General features: G+C 53.8%; 22 protein-coding genes, 4 pseudogenes and 1 riboswitch. Of the genes and pseudogenes, 9 read left to right on the top strand and 17 right to left on the bottom strand.

Annotated features, from left to right (window positions below; all coding sequences use genetic code 11):
- Positions 1 to 54: 54 nt before the first annotated feature.
- On the bottom strand, positions 55 to 399 hold the full coding sequence (locus PMA3_RS06405; RefSeq protein WP_064676371.1) for a hypothetical protein: 345 nt from the start codon (positions 397 to 399) through the stop codon (positions 55 to 57).
- Between the two features lie 272 nt (positions 400 to 671).
- On the opposite strand from PMA3_RS06405, the pseudogene PMA3_RS06400 reads away from it, so the two are divergent.
- Positions 672 to 1,091: pseudogene (locus tag PMA3_RS06400) on the top strand (DUF6691 family protein).
- 262 nt (positions 1,092 to 1,353) lie between these two features.
- A complete protein-coding gene (locus PMA3_RS06395; protein ID WP_064676370.1) occupies positions 1,354 to 1,866 on the top strand; it encodes a hypothetical protein in 513 nt (170 codons plus the stop codon).
- 163 nt (positions 1,867 to 2,029) lie between these two features.
- On the opposite strand, the gene PMA3_RS06390 is transcribed toward PMA3_RS06395, so the two are convergent.
- Positions 2,030 to 2,353: a DUF190 domain-containing protein gene (locus PMA3_RS06390; RefSeq protein ID WP_064676369.1), complete on the bottom strand. Its 324-nt coding sequence runs from the start codon at positions 2,351 to 2,353 to the stop codon at positions 2,030 to 2,032.
- Between the two features lie 10 nt (positions 2,354 to 2,363).
- On the bottom strand, positions 2,364 to 2,747 hold the full coding sequence (gene crcB, locus PMA3_RS06385) for a fluoride efflux transporter CrcB (RefSeq protein WP_064676368.1): 384 nt from the start codon (positions 2,745 to 2,747) through the stop codon (positions 2,364 to 2,366).
- A gap of 142 nt (positions 2,748 to 2,889) precedes the next feature.
- Positions 2,890 to 2,951, bottom strand: a riboswitch (Fluoride riboswitch).
- Positions 2,952 to 3,128: 177 nt separating this feature from the next.
- On the opposite strand from crcB, the pseudogene PMA3_RS30500 reads away from it, so the two are divergent.
- Positions 3,129 to 3,404: pseudogene (locus tag PMA3_RS30500) on the top strand (NAD(P)-binding protein); the annotation flags it as partial.
- 88 nt (positions 3,405 to 3,492) lie between these two features.
- Here the strand turns inward: PMA3_RS30500 and PMA3_RS06380 are convergent.
- Positions 3,493 to 3,927: a MerR family transcriptional regulator gene (locus PMA3_RS06380; RefSeq protein WP_064676367.1), complete on the bottom strand. Its 435-nt coding sequence runs from the start codon at positions 3,925 to 3,927 to the stop codon at positions 3,493 to 3,495.
- Between the two features lie 386 nt (positions 3,928 to 4,313).
- On the opposite strand from PMA3_RS06380, the gene PMA3_RS06370 reads away from it, so the two are divergent.
- The 3 genes from PMA3_RS06370 (at position 4,314) to PMA3_RS06360 (ending at position 8,187) form a co-directional block, all read left to right on the top strand.
- Positions 4,314 to 6,479: a protein-disulfide reductase DsbD family protein gene (locus PMA3_RS06370; RefSeq protein WP_064676365.1), complete on the top strand. Its 2,166-nt coding sequence runs from the start codon at positions 4,314 to 4,316 to the stop codon at positions 6,477 to 6,479.
- Positions 6,480 to 6,495: 16 nt separating this feature from the next.
- Positions 6,496 to 7,107 carry a thioredoxin family protein gene (locus PMA3_RS06365; protein ID WP_202970126.1) on the top strand — a complete coding sequence of 204 codons (612 nt, stop codon included), beginning with the start codon at positions 6,496 to 6,498 and terminating at the stop codon, positions 7,105 to 7,107.
- 96 nt (positions 7,108 to 7,203) lie between these two features.
- Positions 7,204 to 8,187: an arsenic resistance protein gene (locus tag PMA3_RS06360; protein WP_064676364.1), complete on the top strand. Its 984-nt coding sequence runs from the start codon at positions 7,204 to 7,206 to the stop codon at positions 8,185 to 8,187.
- A 74-nt stretch (positions 8,188 to 8,261) separates the two neighbouring features.
- Here the strand turns inward: PMA3_RS06360 and PMA3_RS06355 are convergent, their stop codons facing one another.
- The 3 genes and pseudogenes from PMA3_RS06355 to PMA3_RS06345 form a co-directional block, all read right to left on the bottom strand.
- The gene (locus PMA3_RS06355; protein WP_064676363.1) at positions 8,262 to 9,620 is read right to left on the bottom strand and encodes an NAD(P)-binding domain-containing protein; all 1,359 of its coding nucleotides are present in this window, start codon (positions 9,618 to 9,620) and stop codon (positions 8,262 to 8,264) included.
- A 15-nt stretch (positions 9,621 to 9,635) separates the two neighbouring features.
- Positions 9,636 to 10,139: pseudogene (locus tag PMA3_RS06350) on the bottom strand (arsinothricin resistance N-acetyltransferase ArsN1 family A).
- A gap of 57 nt (positions 10,140 to 10,196) precedes the next feature.
- Positions 10,197 to 10,694: a MarR family winged helix-turn-helix transcriptional regulator gene (locus PMA3_RS06345; protein WP_064680621.1), complete on the bottom strand. Its 498-nt coding sequence runs from the start codon at positions 10,692 to 10,694 to the stop codon at positions 10,197 to 10,199.
- 124 nt (positions 10,695 to 10,818) lie between these two features.
- On the opposite strand from PMA3_RS06345, the gene PMA3_RS06340 reads away from it, so the two are divergent.
- Positions 10,819 to 12,030 carry an MFS transporter gene (locus PMA3_RS06340; RefSeq protein WP_420848684.1) on the top strand — a complete coding sequence of 404 codons (1,212 nt, stop codon included), beginning with the start codon at positions 10,819 to 10,821 and terminating at the stop codon, positions 12,028 to 12,030.
- A 175-nt stretch (positions 12,031 to 12,205) separates the two neighbouring features.
- On the opposite strand, the gene PMA3_RS06335 is transcribed toward PMA3_RS06340, so the two are convergent.
- The 4 genes from PMA3_RS06335 to PMA3_RS06320 form a co-directional block, all read right to left on the bottom strand.
- Complete coding sequence (locus tag PMA3_RS06335; RefSeq protein ID WP_064676361.1) at positions 12,206 to 12,571, bottom strand: histone-like nucleoid-structuring protein, MvaT/MvaU family; 366 nt, start codon at positions 12,569 to 12,571, stop codon at positions 12,206 to 12,208.
- Positions 12,572 to 12,676: 105 nt separating this feature from the next.
- Positions 12,677 to 12,919, bottom strand: a complete 243-nt coding sequence (locus tag PMA3_RS06330) for a type II toxin-antitoxin system PrlF family antitoxin (protein WP_064676360.1) — start codon at positions 12,917 to 12,919, stop codon at positions 12,677 to 12,679.
- A 237-nt stretch (positions 12,920 to 13,156) separates the two neighbouring features.
- Complete coding sequence (locus PMA3_RS06325; protein ID WP_064676359.1) at positions 13,157 to 13,654, bottom strand: 3'-5' exonuclease family protein; 498 nt, start codon at positions 13,652 to 13,654, stop codon at positions 13,157 to 13,159.
- A gap of 153 nt (positions 13,655 to 13,807) precedes the next feature.
- Positions 13,808 to 14,107, bottom strand: coding sequence for a hypothetical protein (locus tag PMA3_RS06320; RefSeq protein WP_064680620.1), 300 nt, complete (start codon positions 14,105 to 14,107; stop codon positions 13,808 to 13,810).
- Between the two features lie 56 nt (positions 14,108 to 14,163).
- Here PMA3_RS06320 and PMA3_RS06315 point away from each other — a divergent pair, with 56 nt between their 5' ends.
- The gene (locus PMA3_RS06315; protein ID WP_237140691.1) at positions 14,164 to 14,604 is read left to right on the top strand and encodes a hypothetical protein; all 441 of its coding nucleotides are present in this window, start codon (positions 14,164 to 14,166) and stop codon (positions 14,602 to 14,604) included.
- A gap of 358 nt (positions 14,605 to 14,962) precedes the next feature.
- On the opposite strand, the gene PMA3_RS06305 is transcribed toward PMA3_RS06315, so the two are convergent.
- From PMA3_RS06305 to PMA3_RS06290, 4 genes are all read right to left on the bottom strand, one after another.
- Positions 14,963 to 15,319, bottom strand: coding sequence for a hypothetical protein (locus PMA3_RS06305; RefSeq protein WP_064676356.1), 357 nt, complete (start codon positions 15,317 to 15,319; stop codon positions 14,963 to 14,965).
- 49 nt (positions 15,320 to 15,368) lie between these two features.
- Positions 15,369 to 15,770 carry a DUF6957 family protein gene (locus PMA3_RS06300; RefSeq protein ID WP_064676355.1) on the bottom strand — a complete coding sequence of 134 codons (402 nt, stop codon included), beginning with the start codon at positions 15,768 to 15,770 and terminating at the stop codon, positions 15,369 to 15,371.
- A 108-nt stretch (positions 15,771 to 15,878) separates the two neighbouring features.
- Entirely contained in the window at positions 15,879 to 16,607 is a 729-nt protein-coding gene (locus PMA3_RS06295; protein ID WP_064676354.1) for a metallophosphoesterase family protein, read from the bottom strand.
- Between the two features lie 180 nt (positions 16,608 to 16,787).
- Positions 16,788 to 17,240: a hypothetical protein gene (locus tag PMA3_RS06290; protein WP_152032236.1), complete on the bottom strand. Its 453-nt coding sequence runs from the start codon at positions 17,238 to 17,240 to the stop codon at positions 16,788 to 16,790.
- A gap of 252 nt (positions 17,241 to 17,492) precedes the next feature.
- On the opposite strand from PMA3_RS06290, the gene PMA3_RS06285 reads away from it, so the two are divergent.
- Positions 17,493 to 17,993: a helix-turn-helix domain-containing protein gene (locus PMA3_RS06285; protein WP_082930456.1), complete on the top strand. Its 501-nt coding sequence runs from the start codon at positions 17,493 to 17,495 to the stop codon at positions 17,991 to 17,993.
- Between the two features lie 331 nt (positions 17,994 to 18,324).
- Here the strand turns inward: PMA3_RS06285 and tmk are convergent.
- Positions 18,325 to 18,630, bottom strand: a pseudogene (gene tmk, locus PMA3_RS06280) (dTMP kinase); the annotation flags it as partial.
- A gap of 19 nt (positions 18,631 to 18,649) precedes the next feature.
- Positions 18,650 to 19,927: an endolytic transglycosylase MltG gene (mltG, locus tag PMA3_RS06275; protein WP_064676351.1), complete on the bottom strand. Its 1,278-nt coding sequence runs from the start codon at positions 19,925 to 19,927 to the stop codon at positions 18,650 to 18,652.

The following is a 19,927-nucleotide window of genomic DNA, read 5'->3' as shown; positions in this document are numbered from 1 at the left end:
CGCGCAGCCAGTCCATCCCGCTAATGTGGAATGAGGCTCAATGTTGGACAGGAATCAAACGCGAGGCGGTCGCCATACCCCGGATGGGGTTTGTACGGGCAGGGAATCGCTGAAGAAGGAAACCACTACTATGGGGCTGAATACGGTTACAGGAGGCTTGAGGATCGAAACTTGCAGCATGCCGCCCGTCTTACATTCCTGGCCCGGCTTGCAGGGTTTGCCATGCTCTGTCGGGCTTTTCATGTCGTTACAGCAGTCCATGCCCATGTCGTCCATCATCGCCATGCCCATCGTCTTCATTGGGCAAGGTTCTGTCGGTGCCTGAACCCCCGCCATCCCGCTGAGGGGAAGCGCCAAGCTAATCATGAAGATGATGCAAAACCGCAGATAGCGTTTCATGGACTGGAGTGTAGAGGCTGAAATGGGCTCTTACAATTGAATGAATGTTCTCACAGCCTGCCGAAGGCCCTGATTCAGGCGATATCACCGTATCTGAATTAAGCCAGCATTATCGTTAACATATGACTTACGCAGCATTGAGCGTGAAGGCGACTGGCCGGTATTGATCGACTTCTATCTGTCGCCACCGTCTATATTGGGTCGTTCTCTGCCGGTTATGGCCGCTGGCTTTGCTACGGTGTACGTCATTCGTCTCGTGCTGGGAGCTGAAGATGCTCAAGTTGACCGCATTTTTTACAGGGTTGATCTTTGACCTGGGTCTACTTCTGGCAGGCATGGCAAACCCTTCCAAGGTATTGGCTTTTCTTGATGTGGCCGGGGCCTGAGATCCGTCACTTACTCTGGTGATGGGAGGGGCCATCGCAGTGGCGTTTATCCCCCTGAATTGGGCGCGCAAGAACAAGCGATCCTTTATGGCTGCTCGCATGCAGTTACCAGTGAAAAGAGAATTGGACGCCCGGCTGGTTGGCGGCAGTCTGGTGTTCGGCATAGGTTGGGGAATTGCGGGAATCTGCCCTGGGCCAGCGGTCGCTATTCTGCTTACGGGGCGTTGGCAAATCATCATTTTCGTATTGGCCATGTTGACCGGTATGTATTTGTTCTCTGCCCTGGAAAGCCGACGCACGCATTGATCAGGTGTTCATTTACAGGCTGTGACTGTTCACAGGGGGATGTGATTCCCTCCGCCCGCCGTAAAATGCGAGCTCCGGAGAAACACTTCAGTATTTGATATACATCAAGGTCGCTTTTGACAGTCCTGTTAATCAGTAAGTGAGTAACAGGCGATTGTCATGCTGAGGTCTATAATTTCGGGCGAAAGCGATTGAACCCAAGCACCGTAATCGGTTGACTCATTAGATTTTGGTTCGGCTCACCCCACAAAGGCAGCGCGAAATGAAAAATACCAAATTGGCCGTGCTTTTCCTCGCCGCATCGCTTTCCCCCGTATGGGCGTTAGCAGCAGAGCAATCTCAAGTGACGCAGACGCAGCAACAAACCCCAAATGTTGCCGAGTTCGATAAGCAGATGTCCCAGGCGCAAGAAACCTTCAAGAAGATGCAAGCGCAGATGGAGAAAATTCAGCAGACCCCAGATCCCCAACAACGGCAGAAGCTCCTTCAGGAGCATTGGAATACGATGCAAAATGGAATGAGCATGATGAACGGTATGTGGGGGCCGGGAATGATGGGATGCTGCGGAGGTAGTGGCATGAAGGGCAATGGACACATGATGGGTGGCGGCCACATGATGGGGTGGCAGGACTACTCGAACTTGACCCCGGAGCAAAAGAGTCAACGCCAGTACATGATGGACAGGTACACGGGGATGCAACAGATGATGATGGATCACATGATGTGGCACCAAAACTATATGCAGGGGCAGCCACCGGCTAAGCCTGGACAGTAGGTCTTTGCTCGTTTTTTTGATCGTGGAGTACGTCCCCGGTTAACTCGAGACGTACTCCTAAGCTTTGCCCTTTCACCTATGGCTTGCGGCTGACTCGGTAAGGCCTCTCCGGTGGTAATGGTCGTGAGTTGGCACTAACTACGCTCGATTATTTACCCTTTGGCTAACTGGCCTTTTTTCCTACGGTTCCCATCTCGATTGGGGTCTTTACGTAAAATACAGAGATTTCCTCAATCTCCAATCGCTTGAATAACCTTTCGGATTCATCCTCGGTAATAGCCATTCGAATTTCCGTCGGTTGATCCGCCAGCTCAAAAAAGTGCGATGAGTGCAATTTCCCTGTGTGCCCAAATCCTTCGATTCCTGTGCAGAGGGTCGCGCCGCGCAACCCCATCTCTTTAGCCACGTCGACGATCCATTCTCCCAGCATCTTTCCCTGATAACGACGGTTCTGCTGGGTAAAGAAAATCACTAGATAACCTTTCATGTTCATCTCCTCAGCGTGTACCAATCATTTGATAGGACAGAAGCCCGGCAGCCGTCATCACCAACGAGCCCACGACGTGTAACGAAATCGAACCGAGCGCCCACAGAAGTCTGCCTTCCTGAATCAAGGCAACTGTTTCGGCGGAAAAAGTGGAAAAGGTGGTAAGGCCCCCACAGAAACCCGTGATGATCAGCAGGCGCCATTCAGGGCTTAGGGAGGGGGATGCGGCCAAGAACGCGATGGCTAGGCCAATGATGTAACCCCCGACCATGTTCGCCACCACAGTGCCTGGGGGAATTGTCGGGAATAGCGCGTTCAGCTTCATGCCCAGAAGCCAGCGCAACCAGGCGCCAAGCGATGCGCCGATGGCGATAACTAATAGTGATATCAGCATAGCTGCAAGTCTCCTCTGGGCTGGTAGCGCCGAAGAGGTGTTGATAATTGCAGATTATGAGGGGGAGCTGATATGAGATTTGGAGTCACGATCCTGTCCTAGATTGGAGGACAAGGAGACACACCTACGCACCCTGTCCAGGGTTCACGTAGGCATCATCAGCACAAAGGCGGTTAAAGGAGGAATGCCATCTCCTGCTTTCATCCTATAGCACCGGCTGACAGACATTCAAGCTGCTACGACGTCGAGAATCCGATAAGCAGTCTTTCGAAGCATTCAATCAATGTCGATCAGCATCCTCAACATATGAGCTAGATCAGTTGGATTCAAACGTGGGTCACTATACTGGCTACCGCCCAGCATCGACTTAAGGTTTCCACCATGACTCATTCGGCCAGTGACCAACTAGATGTAGTCATTATCGGTGGGGGGCAGTCAGCCTTGGCTGTAGCGTATTTCCTGCGCCGGACTCAACTTTCGTTCGTCATCCTCGACGCAGAGGAAGAGCCCGGTGGTGCCTGGCGGCATGGCTGGAACTCGCTGCGTTTGTTCTCGCCGTCCACCTGGAGTTCGATCCCTGGCTGGATGATGCCGCCCGCACAAGAGGGTTACCCCACACGAAACCATGTGGTCGACTACCTCAACCAATATGAGCAGCCCAGCTCAACAGTCAAGCCACATCGACGCGCTGTTGCCCCACAACTGGCATGCCGCGAGTTAAGCGCGGCGTGAAGTAAATGCGCGCTTAGGAACAACACCTTGAGCTGACTTTGATTCCGGATTCGGCCAGCGCTTCGACGATGGTGCAATCGGGTGCCATCGTTCCGGGGCAGCAGGTTTGGCAGCTGTCGGCCATGGACAGCAACTCCTGTCTGATGGTCTGTAATCGGGCCAGTTTGGCTTCTACGGACTCCAGATGCTTTCTGACCACAGACAATGCCTCACCACAAGAACGTTGCTGATCACCTGAGAGGCTGATCAGTTCTCGGACTTCATCCAGAGGGAATCCAAGCTCCCGTCCTTGGCGGATAAACAGCAGTCGCGCTCGGTGCTGTTCCGTGTAAACCCGGTGTCCTCCAGATGAACGATTGGCGACGGGTAGCAGGCCAATTTTTTCGTAGTACCGGATGGTTTCGATGTTACATCCGGTCTGCTTCGACAAGGCGCCGATTCCCCACATATCGCTTCTCCAAAGAAATCGCTTGAACCTGTAGTAGCTACAGATATTACTCTGGTTCGGCTTGATATTGATAACCAACGCATGGTGATCGGCTCAAGCTTTGTTTTTCTCAAGAGATACCCTAATGATGAAGGCCACAACCCTCAATAGAATAGGCGGCGCGGTGGGGCTAGGCTGCCTGGCCTGTTGCGTCACCCCGGTGCTTGGGCTCATGAATGGGCTGGTGGGGCTTTCCGCAGTTTCCATAATCGCCGGAGTCGCCAATTTTTGGTGGCTTGCGCTGACCATAGTGGTTCTATCGGTTGGAGCCTTGGTTTATCGCAACGTCAGCCAAAAGCAAAGCCGCTGCGCAAATATTCGAAAGCCGTGCAAAGGAGCGGAGTGCAGTGGTCGCTGATATCGCGAGCATCTACCGACTGGCGGGCCTGCAAAGGCACCTCTTACGTGTATGCGTTACGCTCCTGCTCGGTGTGTACGCAGGCACGTTATGGGCGGCCACTGTGAGCAACGTGGTGACCACTGAGCACATGAGTGCGCAGTTAATTGCAGAACACCAGGAGCTGATTCCGGGAAAAGCATCGTCGATTGCGTTGAAACTGAACCACCGTCCCCAGTGGCACAGCTATTGGCGTACACCTGGCGATTCAGGCTTGCCGACGCAGATCAAATGGGACGTGCCTGCCGGCGTAAAAATGGGAGCTATTCACTGGCCGGCTCCAAAGCGGCTGCCGTTTGGCCCGCTGATGAACTTTGGCTACGAGGGTGAAACCTGGCTCATCAGTGACATCACCCTGCCACCGGACTTTGCCAAACCATCGGTCACGCTGAGTAGTCACGTGGAGTGGCTGGTTTGCAATGACGTCTGTATCCCTGAGGAGGGGCAGATGACACTAACCCTGCCAGTTGGATTGCCGGGCACTTCTCCTATCGTCAATCCCGAGGCCGTTCGGGGCTTCGAGACGGTGCGAACCCTGTTGCCAAAAAAGGCAAATGGTTGGAGCTTTTCTGCGGTATCGACGATTGCCGGCAGCACCCTTTCCATCGTGCCTCCACAGGGGCAACCCTTCCCTCAGAGCGTCAGTTTTTTTCCTTATGATGAGGGGGTGGTCGAGCCGAGCGCGGTTCAGACCTTGTCACACGATGGCGCTGGCTATCAGCTCTCCATCACACGTGCAGTTCAGCCAGTGGCTCCCCTGGTGAGACTTCGCGGCATTGTGGTGACGAAAAATGGCACGGCCTCACCAGAGGCGCTGGAAATCGATATTCCAGTCCAGGGTGCAGAAGTTGCCAAGCCGGACGCGGCCATCGATACAAGCGCTCAACTGGGGTTGATTGCTGCGGTATTGCTGGCTTTTTCAGGCGGGATACTGCTCAACCTGATGCCCTGCGTCTTTCCGATCCTCTCGATGAAAGTGTTCGCATTTGCTCGCGAAGCAGATGCTGACAAATCGCGTCGAAATGGCCTGTTCTACTCAATCGGCGTCGTCATATCGTTCTGGCTACTTGCGATTGTGCTGATGGGATTACGATCTGCGGGGCATGAATTCGGATGGGGCTTTCAGCTTCAATCACCGGTAATAGTCGCCAGCCTTGCGTTGTTGTTTTTTGTGCTTGCGCTCAATCTTCTGGGTGTTTTCGAGATGGGCAGCCTGGTGCCGAGCCCTCTTGCATCCATCAGCCCTCGTCACCCAGACGTCAGTGCATTTTTTTCCGGTGTGCTCGCTGTTGCGGTTGCCTCACCCTGCACCGGCCCGTTCATGGCGGTGGCGCTTGGTTATGCGGTGACCCAGCCCGGATGGACTTCATTGGCCGTCTTCACCTCGCTGGGCCTCGGTATGGCCTTGCCATATTTCCTGCTAGCTTGGTTTTCCGGCATCAGGAAGTGGTTGCCGCGACCAGGGCCATGGATGGTGCAATTACGTCAATTCCTAGCCTTTCCGCTGCTTGCAACCGTCATATGGCTCGCTTGGGTTCTGGGCGTCCAGGCTGGCGTGAGCCCGTTGATCGACCTTCTTTTGGCACTCTGGTTAATTGGTCTTGGCCTATGGTTTTTCGGCAGGTTTCCCTCCAGGTTGGGTAAAACGGTTTCATGGGTTTTGGCGTTGAGCATCCTGATACCAATGGCCAATATCGCCGGCTCCGCGACTTCCGAGTTAACACCCCAAGCTGGTAAGTGGGAGACCTACTCGCAAGCCAGGGTTGAACAGCGATTGGGTGATGGGAAGACAGTATTTGTCGACTTTACCGCTGCCTGGTGCGTCACCTGCCAAGTCAATAAAAAGCTCGTGCTGAATACCAACGAAATCGATCATGCCTTCGAGCAAAGCGGCGTGGTCAGAATGCGCGCCGACTGGACAAATCGAGACCCTGAAATTACCCGTGCCTTGGCGCGCTATGGCCGCTCTGCGGTTCCCATGTATCTCGTTCTTCGTCCAGGCCAATCACCAGAATTGCTGCCAGAGTTGCTGACTAAATCTCTGGTGAAGGCTGCACTTGCTTCTCCCGAGTCACCTGGCAGTGAGTCATCAAAGCCCATTCTGGGCACTCTTTAACCAAGGAAAACCCAACATGAAAACATCCATCGTCGCTTCAATGACATTACTGCTTGTATCGCTCTGGGCGAACGTGGCGAGCGCTGCGGCAGTCGTAGGGCAAGCCGCTCCGAACTTCACCGCGACGGACAGCAATGGCACTTCTGTCTCGCTGGCAGATTACAAAGGGAAGTACGTTGTTCTGGAGTGGATGAACCCCGTTTGCCCGTTTACACAAAAGCACTACCGCAGCGGCAACATGCAGGCCTTACAAAGCGAGTACCGCGCCAAAGGCGTGGTGTGGTTGTCAGTCAACTCCGCAGATGCAGGAAGCTCTTCTTACAGTCCAGGCCCAGAAATGAACGCATGGGGCACTGAGATGAAAGCAGCCCCCTCTGCCTTGTTAATGGATTCAGACACCAGCTTAGCCAAGTTGTACGGCGCTAAAACGACACCTCACCTGTTTGTGGTCAACCCTGCCGGCATGGTGGTGTACGCGGGTGCCATTGATGACAAGCGCAGTGCGAATATCGAGGACGTAAAAATCGCGAAGAACTTCGTTAAAGCGACTCTGGATGAAAGCCTGGCTGGTAAGCCGGTTAGCATTTCTTCAACACAACCTTATGGGTGTTCCGTTAAATATCAATGATGGTCTTCGCACGACATTCGAAATACACACATAGCTCGACGGAAGAGCTGCGGTTGCTTAGGCTGACGGCCTTTTTTGATACCCGAGGGGAGCACTATGGATAGGGACGCACTTGAACAGAACCAGATACCGATCTATTTCGTCGCGGTCATTGCCGCAGCAATCGGTGGGTTCATGGCGCCTGTCGCCACTCAGGGGCTGAACGCGCTGGTGACTCCAACCATCGCCGTGCTGATGTACGCGATGTTCCTACAGATTCCTTTTCTTGATCTGCGCGAAGGGCTGAGCAATAGACGCTTCATGTCAGCCCTGCTGATCGCTAACTTCGTACTGATTCCGCTGTTGGTATGGGGACTCACCAGAGGGCTCACAGATCATCCGGCGATCCTTGTTGGTGCGCTCCTCGTGCTGCTGACACCTTGCATCGACTACGTGGTGGTTTTTACCCATATTGGCAAGGGCGACTCTCGTGGAATCCTTGCAGCCACACCAATCCTGCTGCTGCTTCAGCTTGTTCTGCTACCCGTGTACTTGGCCTTCATGTTGGGTGGGCAGTCCGAAGTCGTGATCTCGGTAGGCCCATTTGTTGAAGCCTTTCTCGTGCTGATTGTCGCGCCGTTGTTGTTGGCCGTGGTGACAGCGGCTCTGGCCAAAAAGTCAAAAATCGTCGGTGGCTGGAACGCCGCCTGGGCCTGGCTACCCGTTCCAGCGATGGCAGCAGTTCTGATCGCGGTGGTCGGTTCTCAAATCTCCTCGGTCGTTCGCGACATCGACAAACTTGCTCCGGTCATTCCTGTGTATATCGGCTTTATGTTGCTGGCACCGTTGGTGGGCGCCTTGGCGTCGAGAGCTTTCAAGTTGCCTTCCATGACCGCAAGAGCAGTCACTTTCAGCTCGTCAACGCGTAACTCTTTGGTCGTACTCCCTCTGGCCCTGGCATTGCCTGAAGAAATTCGAGGCCTTGCTGCGGCTGCGGTGATCACCCAAACGCTGGTCGAGTTGGTTGGTGAGCTGATCTATATCCGTGCAATACCAGCTCTGGTTTGGCGTAAAAAATCGCAAATTGAGTCGATGACTTAGTAATTACATCAGCTGCGTGCAAGTGGTCAGGACGAACTCAAATGCCTGACTTATGCATGTAGATTTGCACACAGTTACGAGCAGCAGGAACCCTTCAACACAGGCGAAACTTCGGCAACCTTAGCCGAATCGGTGCAACAACTTGGCTCACAACAGCCAGAGCTTGCCGCTCGGTCGCAGCACTCAGAATCATCGAATTGCGTGCTGCACACGCCTGTCTCTGGCAAGACCAATTCGACTCGCTTAGCCGCATCCCAATCACCGGCCAGCGCCGCTACCACTGAACGCACCTGCTCATAGCCTGTCAGGAGCAGGAAGGTCGGGGCGCGTCCATAGCTCTTCATTCCTACGATGAAGATCCCTTCATCAGGGTGAGCCAGCTCTACGGCACCATGTGGGCGAACAGTGCCGCAACTATGCTCATTCGGATCAATCAGCGGAGCAAGATGAATGGGGCTCTGAGTCGCTGAATCCAGCGCCAAACGCAGCTCGGCAAGCAGCTCTAATTTAGGTCGGAAGCCGGTTGCGACCACGACTTCATCCACCACCGGGAGAGCATGGCCGTCCGCCTCAACAACGATGCCCTTGTCGGTTGCGAAAACCTTGTTGATAGCGATGTTGGTGAACAGCTCAATGGCCCCATCGTTCAACAACTGGCGAATCCTCTGCCCTAGCTTCCCCCGTTCCTCCAGCTTGTCGTTTGCCCCACCACCCAATATGCGATCCAAAGAGGAGCCGCGAATCGCCCAGAAAATCTTCGTGCCAGACTCCTGGAGGGCAAGCCGGGCCAAGTCTTGCAAGACATTGAACGCAGAGTGACCGCTGCCAACCACCATGACTCGGCGATTGGCATAGCGTTGCCGTTCACTACGAAGCACTTCGGGAATACCGTAAGCGATACGCTCAGCCAAATCCTTCTCGCCCAACGCAGGAATACCATGTGCTCCCATCCAATTTGGCGAGCGGAACGTGCCCGACGCATCGATGACGGCGCTGGCCAACACATCTTTTTCGCCCTCTGGAGTTCTAACTCGCAGCAGAAATGGTGCAGCCGCACGGCTCTTCGTCTTCATGACGTCCTGGCCAAGCCGAGTCACCGCCAAGACTTCGGTATTCAGGCAAAGGTGTCTACTCAGGGATGGCAACGCGGCAAGTGGATACACGTACTGATCCAGCAGTTCACGTCCAGATGGATAAGTATCTTCAGCAGGCGCCACCCATCCGTGAGCCGCAAGCAGCTTGGCCGCCTGCTTGTCGATGTTGAATCCCCATGGAGAGAACATCCGTACGTGCGCCCATTTTTCGATGCTTGCACCTGCATTGGGCCCTACCTCGAAGATCAAAGGAGTCAGCCCCCTCGCGATGGCGTGGCAGGCTGCAGCTAGCCCAACAGGGCCGGCACCTATGATCGCAACAGGAAGTGTACTGTCCATGGCTGACTCCTCACGTTATTGCGGCTGATTGGTAGGAATTAGATGCTCGACGATTACACAATCGAGCCACCGCCCCTCGAGGCAAGCATGTTTTTCGTACACACCCACCTCCCGAAATCCACACGAACGGCACAACGCCAAGCTGGCCGCATTGAAGGTGAAGATACGAGAAAGAACCTTCCAAAATCCTCGAGCCTTGGCCTCGTCCAGTAGCGCTTGAAGCAAAACTCTTCCTAACCCCTGGCCTCGAATGCTCCGATCCAGATAGATTGAGAAATCTGCGATACCGTCGTAACAAGCGCGGGAACGGTAACTACTCAAGCCTGCCCAAGCGACCACCTCATCTGCATCGCTGACCATTACCAGGGTCGGGTAGCGCTCCATCAAGGCGACGCGCTCAAGCATGTCCTCTGGCCTGCGCGGCGTCGTTTCAAATGTGGAGCTTCTCTCCTCAATACCCTAGTTGTAGATGTCAGCTATTGACGCAGCATCCCTAACTTCAGCGAATCGAATGCGCATGCTTAAACCCTTATAGTTGGTAGTAACAACAGTCTAGATAAAAAAGGGGCTTCCCCCTCATTTCACTTCAGGCACCGACGGACAGCAGCCACTGACCAGTCCACAGCGAATCTCAGTCGCTCGAGTGATCTGTTTCAGCAAGCTCAACGCGCCTTGCCGTGCTTCGGGTGACAAGTCTTCGATCATTGCCCGCTCTTCAGCTATCAGGTCAGCGCGGATCTTTTGGTAAAGCTCATGACCAGATTCAGTAACCTCCACCTGAACTGCGCGACGATCCTCGCTGTCTTCCACCCGCGACACATAGCCTTTGCGTTCAAGTGTATCGACCACCCGGCTTGCGGTGCTTTTATCCAGGAACATCTCTTCTGCCAGCGCTTGTAGGCGGAGTCGGCCCCGTTTGACCAAGGTCTCAATGGCATAGCACTGGGTGACCGAAACGTCATAGCAGCAGATGCGATCCCGGTCGCGGAACTGATACACCCGGACGAGCTGGTTCAAGGCTTCGTATAGATCCTCGGAGTCTTGAGTCAGCTGGTCTTTTTTTCGCTTTGCCATGATCGCCACAAATTAGTTGTTAGGTGCAACGATAGTCCCGACTTCAGGAAATGGTCAACCGCTCCTTCATTTTGATTGACGACGCTGCACCGGTGTAGCTAATTTGTTGCACCTAACAACTAAAATGGGCTCGCACCTTGTGAGTTATTCAATCAGCCGTCCTCGCACAATCAACCGAACAGGGTTGGTCTGGGCGATGGGCATCGCACAGCTACTGGCGTGGAGTACAACGTACTATCTGCCCGCAGTCCTTGCGACGCCGATTGCACGAGATATGGGATGGTCAATTACCAGCACAGTAGCCGGACTTTCATGGGGTCTGTTGGTCGCAGGGGCTTGCTCTCCTATGGTCGGGAGGCAGATAGATCGGCATGGGGGCCGTCCCGTCCTGGCAACCAGTTCAATACTGATGTCACTGGGACTGCTGCTGATGGGCATGGCGAGCAACCTGGGCATCTACTACCTGGCCTGGACATTCATTGGCGTCGCCATGGCTGCCGGACTGTATGACGCTGCCTTCTCGACTCTCGGACGTCTATTCGGAGATAGTGCACGGACTTCAATGACCGGTCTTACTCTGTTGGGTGGCTTCGCGAGCACTTTGGGCTGGCCACTGATAGCCGGCCTGGAGCAGCAGATTGGCTGGAGATATAGCTGTGTGGCGCTAGCTGCAACTCACCTGGTCATTGGATTGCCAATTCATCTCTTTGTAATTCCAAAGAGTGAGAGGATTTCGAACAGCGGAACGACGCCTATCCGTGATCCCTCCACCACCACTGCCCACCACACAAAATCCTATAATCGTCTCTTCCTGCTACTGGCAACCCTCCTGACACTCCAGTCGCTGGTGGTTTCTTCGATTTCTGTCCATTTGCTTGATGTGCTGAAGCTGCTCGGCATCGCTACGGCGACCGCACTGGCCATCGGCATGATGATAGGGCCATCTCAAGTCGCAGCCCGGCTTGCAGAGTTCTCCCTTGGACGAAACTTGCATCCGACTACCTCCGCCAAGGCCGCGATACTGTTAAGCGGGATAGGAATCGGGTTGCTGATACCGGCCATTCCATCGCTGGCATTCGTTGCAATGGCGCTGTACGGCGCTGGAAATGGGATTCTGACCATTGCACGTGGGACGCTACCACTGGCTCTTTTTGGGCAAGATGGCTACGGTACTCGCATGGGCTTATTGGCCCGTCCAATGCTGGTCGCACAGGCCGTAGGCCCTGTGGCAGCTGCTGTTATTCTGGACAAACTCGGCTCAACACCTTTGCTCGTTGTGATGTGTGTTCTAGCGACGGCAAGCCTCATCGCCAGCTTCGGCCTTCCGTCAAAGTAAACAGTTGATTGAGGGGAAGAGTCCAACTTAAGTCGAAAGCAATTCGTTTTGGCCGGTAGGCCTGCCATCTAAAGCCAAAAGCTTAGGAAACTGCTCTGTCTCTCGATTTTTCTCCATCCTCCTAGCCGACAAAAAGAGCCCTCAACGGGCCCCTTTGTTTGTACTCAAACCAAAGTCACTTGGTGAGCCAGGACTCGACGGTCGCGGAGCCGTGTTCTGCTTTCCATTCTTTCAAGGTCTTGTGGTTGCCGCCTTTAGTTTCGACGACTTCACCGGTGTGAGGGTTTTTATAGACTTTCAACACGCGTGGCTTACGGGGGCCGGTCTTGGACTCAGCTACTGGTGCGCGACGACCAGACTTCGGATCAAGCAGGTTGATCACGTTCGGCAGGCTGTAACCGTACTCGGCCAGCAGAGCCCGCAGCTTGGTCTCAAATTCGATTTCTTTTTTCAAGCCAGCATCGCCTTTCAAGGCTTCGAGAGCTTGGAGCTGTTCGGCGAGATTCTTTTCGAGTTGGCGGAATTCTGCGAGCTTGGACATGGTGGTTCTCTAGCTAGTTAGTCACCTAACAATACACCAAAAACCACAATTTGAATTTAGAGTCAGGGAGCCCCGTGTAGGTGAGTCGAGGTTCGCCGCCCTGATTTATTCGTCTTCCGCTGAGAGCGGTGAATTGAGGTCAACATCTGCCTGACCGACTAGCGCATTGATGCGATCGACCAAACGCGAATCTACGGGCTGAATTAGCTCCGGATGCGCGTCCATATCCGCCGCCAGAAGCCCGAGAGTTCGGGATACGGATAGATGGGCTTCCATCGGTTCATTCGCTGGCGAGGTCTTCTGAATGTGGTGCGCGGACTTGATGTTGAGGATACGAGGGTCATTCATGACTCAATCTTATGCGGTTCGACGTTGCAGCAACTGCGGCAGGTTCCGCCTGTTCTGATGCCGAAGTGGTGCTCCGATTAAAGGGAGCTTTTGGATGTGAAAATTATGGCTCAGCAATAATTATGGCTGAGCCATAATTTGAAATAATCCAGTTTTGTAGCTTCGCCACCGATGGTGGAACTCAAATCACCAGCAGGACACCGTTCAAAGCTCAGCGACCCACGTCGCGATGTACCTCTATGGTGACAGAGCAAAGCGAGAAGCCAGTGCCTCGAAAAGCTCTGCAAGCATCCGCGCGTCTAGCAATGCATGGTGGGGCGGATCAGACAGCTCTACCTGTTCAAGAGCTTCCGCATCGACCTCATTAAAAAGGATCGCGAGGTTGGTCGGTTGATTCAAAACCTGGACTGGCCATGGTTGATGATCTGCACAAACGAGATCATAGAAAAACTTCCAATCCCGATTGGGCTCATCTGAACACACCTCAAGCTGCTCGGCGAAGCTCCCTAGAAATCTTCGAAGAGAGACTTGGGCGTCGCTAAGCGACTGACCACATCGCAGAGGATCGAGCTGCGGTAAAACGTTCTGGATGACAAAGTCACTGCAGTCGTCGAGCGAATAGGTATTCGTCAACTCAACGTAAAACTCTTCGCCAGACTGCGATACCAGCGCTAGAGATATCAACTTCGAGTACTGATTGAGCTGCGTGAATTCGCAATCTAGGAATATTTTCAACGCCCTGTCCTTTTCAACGAGTGCTAGCGTGGCCTGTCATTGGCGCCCATGCTCGTCCCACTATTTAGAGTACCGATCGATCTGCGAGGAGCATGACTACCAAGTCGGCCGAGTATGATGTGGCGCTGCATTTGTGATTGGGCGTGGGGTTTGTCAGTCATCTCCCCAGGGATCGAATTTGTCCCCATACCTAGCGTGTAAGGCGCGATTGCGCTCGATCCGCCTGATCCACGGATCGTAGTCCGCGGGCAAAGCGGTGAGCTTAGCGCTGATGATCATTTGCACCGCATTGTCACGCAGTAACCTACTGGTCAGCTCGCGGTATTCGCCACGCGTAACCACACCATAAATATCGTGATTATCCTTCACATAGAGATCGGTCATTCCTACCCGCATATGGCCATATTTTTTTACGTCTTCGGGGTAGATGTCCTCTAGGCTTAGGTATCCCATTTCGAACTCCGTGCCAAGAATGTACTCACTGAATAGCACTGCCTCTACGCTCCGCAATGTTCAAAGTGCCACCGATAGCGTGCACCATCATTGAAGTCGTCCCTTCGCGCCAGCGCCTACAAAAACCAGCTAACAACAAGCGATTTAGTGTGCGCATGATAGCCTCAGCTCAGTTATCACCGTTCCGAGAATCCGCTTTGAACACACCTGACGCACGTGCCGATTTCAACACACTGATCAACGCACCGAAATTTTCCGACGACTCCGTTGGGAACCGCCAGAAGAAGCGGTGGCAGCTCATTGCTGGCGACATTTTCAAAAGCACTTCCATCGAAGCCCTGCTGGAGGCGAGAGGAAAAGCTGAAGGCTACATCCATGGCTTGGTGGACGCCGGGCATCTTTCAACAACCGATACCGACCGCGACTATCTAATCCTGTGCGCGGTTCGTAGGCGCCGTGGTTTTTTGCAACAGCTGCTGAACGAGCTCGGTTACTGAGCTAAGGCGAGCGGTGACTCCGCTCGATGGCGAGCGTTACAGGACAGATGCCGCTTGAAGCGCTCCGCATGGTGAACTCGGAGCGCAGCAGACTAAAACCGTAAGAGGCCTAGCAAGCGAAAGTTCAGAGGTTTGAGGGGGCTCGAGCAATGAGCTTGTCCTGAATCGTCTTCCATTCCTCCATTGAAATGAACACCGCAGTCCCGCGTTCTCCATCAACGAATACTGGTTTGCGCGTCGCGATAACCTGGTCGAGCAACTCGTCAAAATGGGCTATTGCCCTAACGACTGACCATCGTTCATCTGGCATATGACACGGCCCTACCAGGTTATCAAATGATGGCTTTCATATTACCGATCAGAATCTATCGGCGGACTGGAGAAGCTTTGAAAAGCTAGCTCTTCCGAGGTCTCGCCTGAAGCTAGCGATGACGTAATTACCATCCTGAGTCTCGAGCAACCAAAACCGCCCTTCTTTCCTCGCCGACTGAATTTTACCCGTGTGAAGAATTGAACCATCAGCTCTGTGGTAGGCATCATCCTTCTCAGAGTGATCGAATGACACCCCGACGCATGTGTCATCTGCAATAAAAGCGTCGCTGATGAATGCCGTGACAGGCACCGTGTATTTGCGAAGGCTTGCTCGCACCAAACGGCGCAGCTGAAATTCGCTGACATCTTTACTATGAAATTCCAGCTCAATTACTTCAGGCATCCAACTCAAGCTCCAAAACGACCATGAATAAACCGTCGGCAAGCATCGCTCACCCTGCTTTCATTGAAAAAGCGACACCAATGCTAGCCTCTTTTCTCAGTCCTGGCCCAAGCAGGAGATAGACAGTATTTTTGGTTTCAAACATGTAAGGGCTGGAAGAGACGCCGAAATTACTGCGTACCCACATGGTGGGCTGGAAGCGATTTTGGCTGTCGTGGACAATTTCGTGGGCGAAAAGCGTCGCGGGAAGTAGACCAAGGCCGGTGAGTTTGTCTTTCTCAGCAGGTGTCACAGTGAGGTCGATCAGGATCCACTGCTTCACAACACAGAGGGCTTTGCCCGGGAAGGCTTTTTCGGACAATGCGATCAGCTCGTCTTGGGAGCCTTGCCAGCCGAGTATCTCCTCCCCTGCTCCGTAAAGGAGTTGGGAAATCTCTTCTAACGTAACCATGTGAATTTCTCGATCGATTTGGGTTTAGATCGCACAAATGGAATTCATCCCAGCGCTAGAACGTAGGAAAAACTCAAATTGCAGAGGTTCATCGCTGCATGCCGCTCGTCAAATCTCGAGCACGAAATCCTGATCGAAACCGGTGTCTTCGGTTGGGTATCCGCGAGGATTTGACACAACTCTGCAACCCTGCTTAACGAAATCCGCAGCGATGTGGGTATGTCCATAAATCCACACATCGGCCTTCTTCAGAAGCTCGGGCCAATTGTTTGCGTACGCAGCAATGAGGTGCGCTGGAAAATCCCCACTTACGTATTCCGACGTAGGAGCATGGTGCGTGACCACAACAGTTTTACCGTCGAAAGGCTTGTCCAGTTCTCCAGTAAGCCAGGCGTACGCCGCCCGAGATTTAGCGATCAAGTCATCAGGACGTAAACGCCGGAAATTTGCATCAGTTCTGATCACAGTGAAATCGTTCATCCAGTCCCAAGCGACTCGTTTCGCGGCAACGACATCTCCGGTCGACGAGTAATCTGTCCATGCAGTCGTGACCAAAAACCTAGTTTGGTTGATGATCAATACTTCGTTTTCGAGGACGTGCACGTGAGCAGCAGCCGCCTCTTTCATTTTTCGCAGCGTGTGATCAATGTGGCCGCCGTAGTACTCATGGTTTCCGCAGACGTAGATCACCGGGCACTGGAATGTGTCGTTCGCCCAAACCACGCCGCGAGATTTGATGTCAATGTCGCCGGCGAGAATGACTACGTCTGCGTCAGTTATTACGGGCTCGAACGGAGCGAAGCCGAGGTGCAGATCTGAATAGATTTGAAGTTTCATCGGAGTCACCGTTTTATTGAGTGCTCGGCACTTTCCTTCTCTGCTGAATGTGCAGTCTTGGAGTGTTTATAGATCGTCCGAAAACGGGAATTTAGCCCATTTACGCAAGAGTGCGCAGCGCGCCTGTTTTTAACGCTAGATATGAATTCGGAAATATGATCCGACATATCAGCCGCACACTTAGATAATGACTTTAAATCCATCCTCCTCTAACGTATCAATCTTACCCCCAGCTGGCGAAGTGTAAACCACACCATCTGCTACTTTATGCAAACAAACCTTCCCACCGGACTGGCTGCGCCCAACAATCAAACTCAACAGCTTATTCAGGGCCCAGCCGTTGGTGCCATTCATCCAAGCTGGGCTTACCAAAAGAACTTCGGCAACCTTAAAGTCGTCACATTGTTTTTCGAGAACACTGTCTAGGATATCGACATCGCTTATTAAGAACGTGCGCGATACCTTTTTTCCATTTTCAATTTCGCTCACAACAACCTGATACCAGTGATAATTACTGTGCCACTCAACAATTGTCATGCAGGTGTGACCATCCCCTAAAAGTACAGACGCACTAGAACTCCAAAACTCATGACTACTAAACATTTCCGACCCTTCTGTAATATTAATACGCACGAATTCCTCAGCACGCCCTACCCATCATGCAGCGACTTGACACGCCCCAATCTGACCTTGATCTGCCGTCATCGTAATCAACTCTCCTCTACTCAGCCATCTCCGCGGGAACCTAACTTCCGTCAATATATGGCATATGTTTAACCATCTTAATTTTTAGGACGTAGAGGCACCGCGCCACACCTATGGGTATGCGGGGTAATCGGGGAAAACCCATATCGGGCAGTATAGGGGGTGTTATGGGTCGATGCAATGTGGCCTCATCCTGTATTTTTACAGGTGGCAATTATGTCTCTTAGCGAGGCCCTTGCAGCGGTTGTCAGAGCCCTGAGACAGAGTTCGAATATGACGCAGGACGACCTAACTTTGATCGGTCGCTCTCAAAGAAATCGCGTTGAAAGAGGCAAGGCTAACGCGACGATGGAGACCATTTCAAAGATCGCCGAAATGCTTCATGTTGATTTCGCCCTCATCATCCTCCTCGCCAACTCACTGCAGTCTGGCGAACCTGCAGATGTGGCCTTGCAGCGCATCTCTACTAAGCTCGACTCTCTCAAACGTGAGGGAGCCCTCGAGCGGATCATCTACGAACCCGAACCTAGAACCGGTCGCCCGGTGGCTCGTGACGCGCAGAAGGCGCTCGAACGCGCACCTCTCCTCAAACAGTCCGGGATGTCAAATTCTGAGATTGCCCAGCAGCTGGGGGTCTCGAAATCGACCGTGCAGCGCTATCTGACAAAAATTTCTGGCTAGCTAAATGCCACCGTTTCAACGAGCTTTTGAGGCGTATGGAAGGGTAAGAAAGAGAGAATGTAAACCTGAAAAGCTAAGAAACTCGCGGGATTGAGAGATTTTTCGATTTCGAGATGCACGCTATAGGGCGAATGCAGTGAAACCAGGTTTACATTCGGGGTTCGAAAGGCGCGAAATGGAGGGGGGTTTACTTTTTTTTCGGGATCAGTGCTAAGATAGATTTAGCGGGCAGGTACTAGGCGGCCTGAAGCTCCCTAGATACAGTGGATTGCCCTATAAATCCCCGATTTTGTCCCACCCCCTTTGCACGTTTACATTCTCTTCCATTAAAAAATAGCGTTGTGGTAAAGCGATCGCAGAGGACCACAGCACCGCGGGCCAGCGCCGGGCGAATCACCTCGGCCAGATGCTGGGCTCGCGCGGCGAACACCAACAACAGCTCGGTGTCGGGGTTCATGACTTCGTCGACGGGTGCCAGCAGCACCTCGCGGATCCGTTCAGCCAAGGGCGTACCACCCGGCTCGCGGGTCAGCACCACCTCGATGCCGGCGGCGTGCAGGCGCTCGGCCAGGTAGTCGCGGTTGGTGCTCTTGCCGGCGCCTTCCGGCCCTTCCAGGGTAATAAACAAGCCAGTCACAGGCAGTCCTTAATCAGAGTCATTGCGGGCTTTGCGGCGCGGCCGCGTCCGGTTCGGGCACGGGGGCGGCAGCGGGCTCTTCAGCGGGTTGCTGCGCCGGCGCCGGTGAGGACTCCTGAGGCGGCTCATCGACAGGCGCTGCTGATTCGGGTGATGCCACCTGAGCAGGCTCTTGCGGCGGCACGGGCTCCAGACTGTCAGGGGCCATGTTGGGCGAAGCGGCCGGAATCGGCATCTGCTCGTCCAGCGCCTCCGGCGCGGTCGCCGGTCCCGGGCTGGAGCGATAATCGGCGCGGCGCTTGAGCTGGAATTCACGCACCGCATTGTTATGGGCGTCCAGATCATCCGAGAACACGTGACTGCCATCACCCCGGGCCACGAAATAGAGGCTGGTGCCCGCCACCGGGTTCAGCGCAGCATGGATCGCTTCACGACCGACCATGGCAATCGGGGTCGGCGGCAGACCGGAAATCATATAGGTGTTGTAAGGGGTCGCTTCCCTGAGATGGGCCCGGGTCAATTTACCGTTGTAACGGTCGCCGAGGCCGTAGATCACGGTCGGATCGGTCTGCAACAGCATGCCCATTTCCATGCGCCGCACAAACACGCCGGCGATCTGCCCGCGCTCCTGGGGCACACCGGTTTCCTTTTCCACCAGCGAAGCCATGATCAGCGCCTGATAGGGTTCTTTGTACGGCAGGTCGGCCGAGCGCTGCCCCCACTCTTTGGCGAGGACTTCGTCGAGGCGGTCGTAGGCTTTCTTCAGCAACTCGACGTCGGTCATGCCACGCACGTAGCGATAGGTGTCGGGGAAGAATCGGCCTTCCGGAAAAATCCCGTTATGACCGAGTTTCTCCATGACCTGGCTATCGCTCATACCGTCGAGGGTCTGTTCGAGCTTTTCTTCCTTGGCCAGTGCCTGGCGGACCTGATGGAAATTCCAGCCTTCGACCAGGGTCAGGCTGTACTGAACGATTTCCCCGCGTTTCCACAGATCGATCAACCCTTCGACAGTCATGCCGGGCTGCATGCGGTATTCGCCCTTGTGCAAGGGTTGCCGCGCGAGATTGAACCGCCAGTAAACGCGCAGCCAGAACGCGTCCTTGATCACGCCATCGGCTTCGAGTCGATAGAGGGTGCGGGTCGGCGTGGTGCCTTTGGGCACCTCCAGCAGTTCTTCCTGGGTGATATTGAGCGGCTGTTCCAGCGCCGAATGGATTTTCCAGGCAGAAACGCCCAGACACAGCCCTGCCAGAACCAATCCGGTTTCCAGCAGCAGCAAAAATTTACGTCTCAC

It is taken from the genome of Pseudomonas silesiensis, from assembly GCF_001661075.1.
Lineage (GTDB): Bacteria > Pseudomonadota > Gammaproteobacteria > Pseudomonadales > Pseudomonadaceae > Aquipseudomonas > Aquipseudomonas silesiensis.
This window is presented reverse-complemented; position numbering and strand designations above follow the sequence as displayed.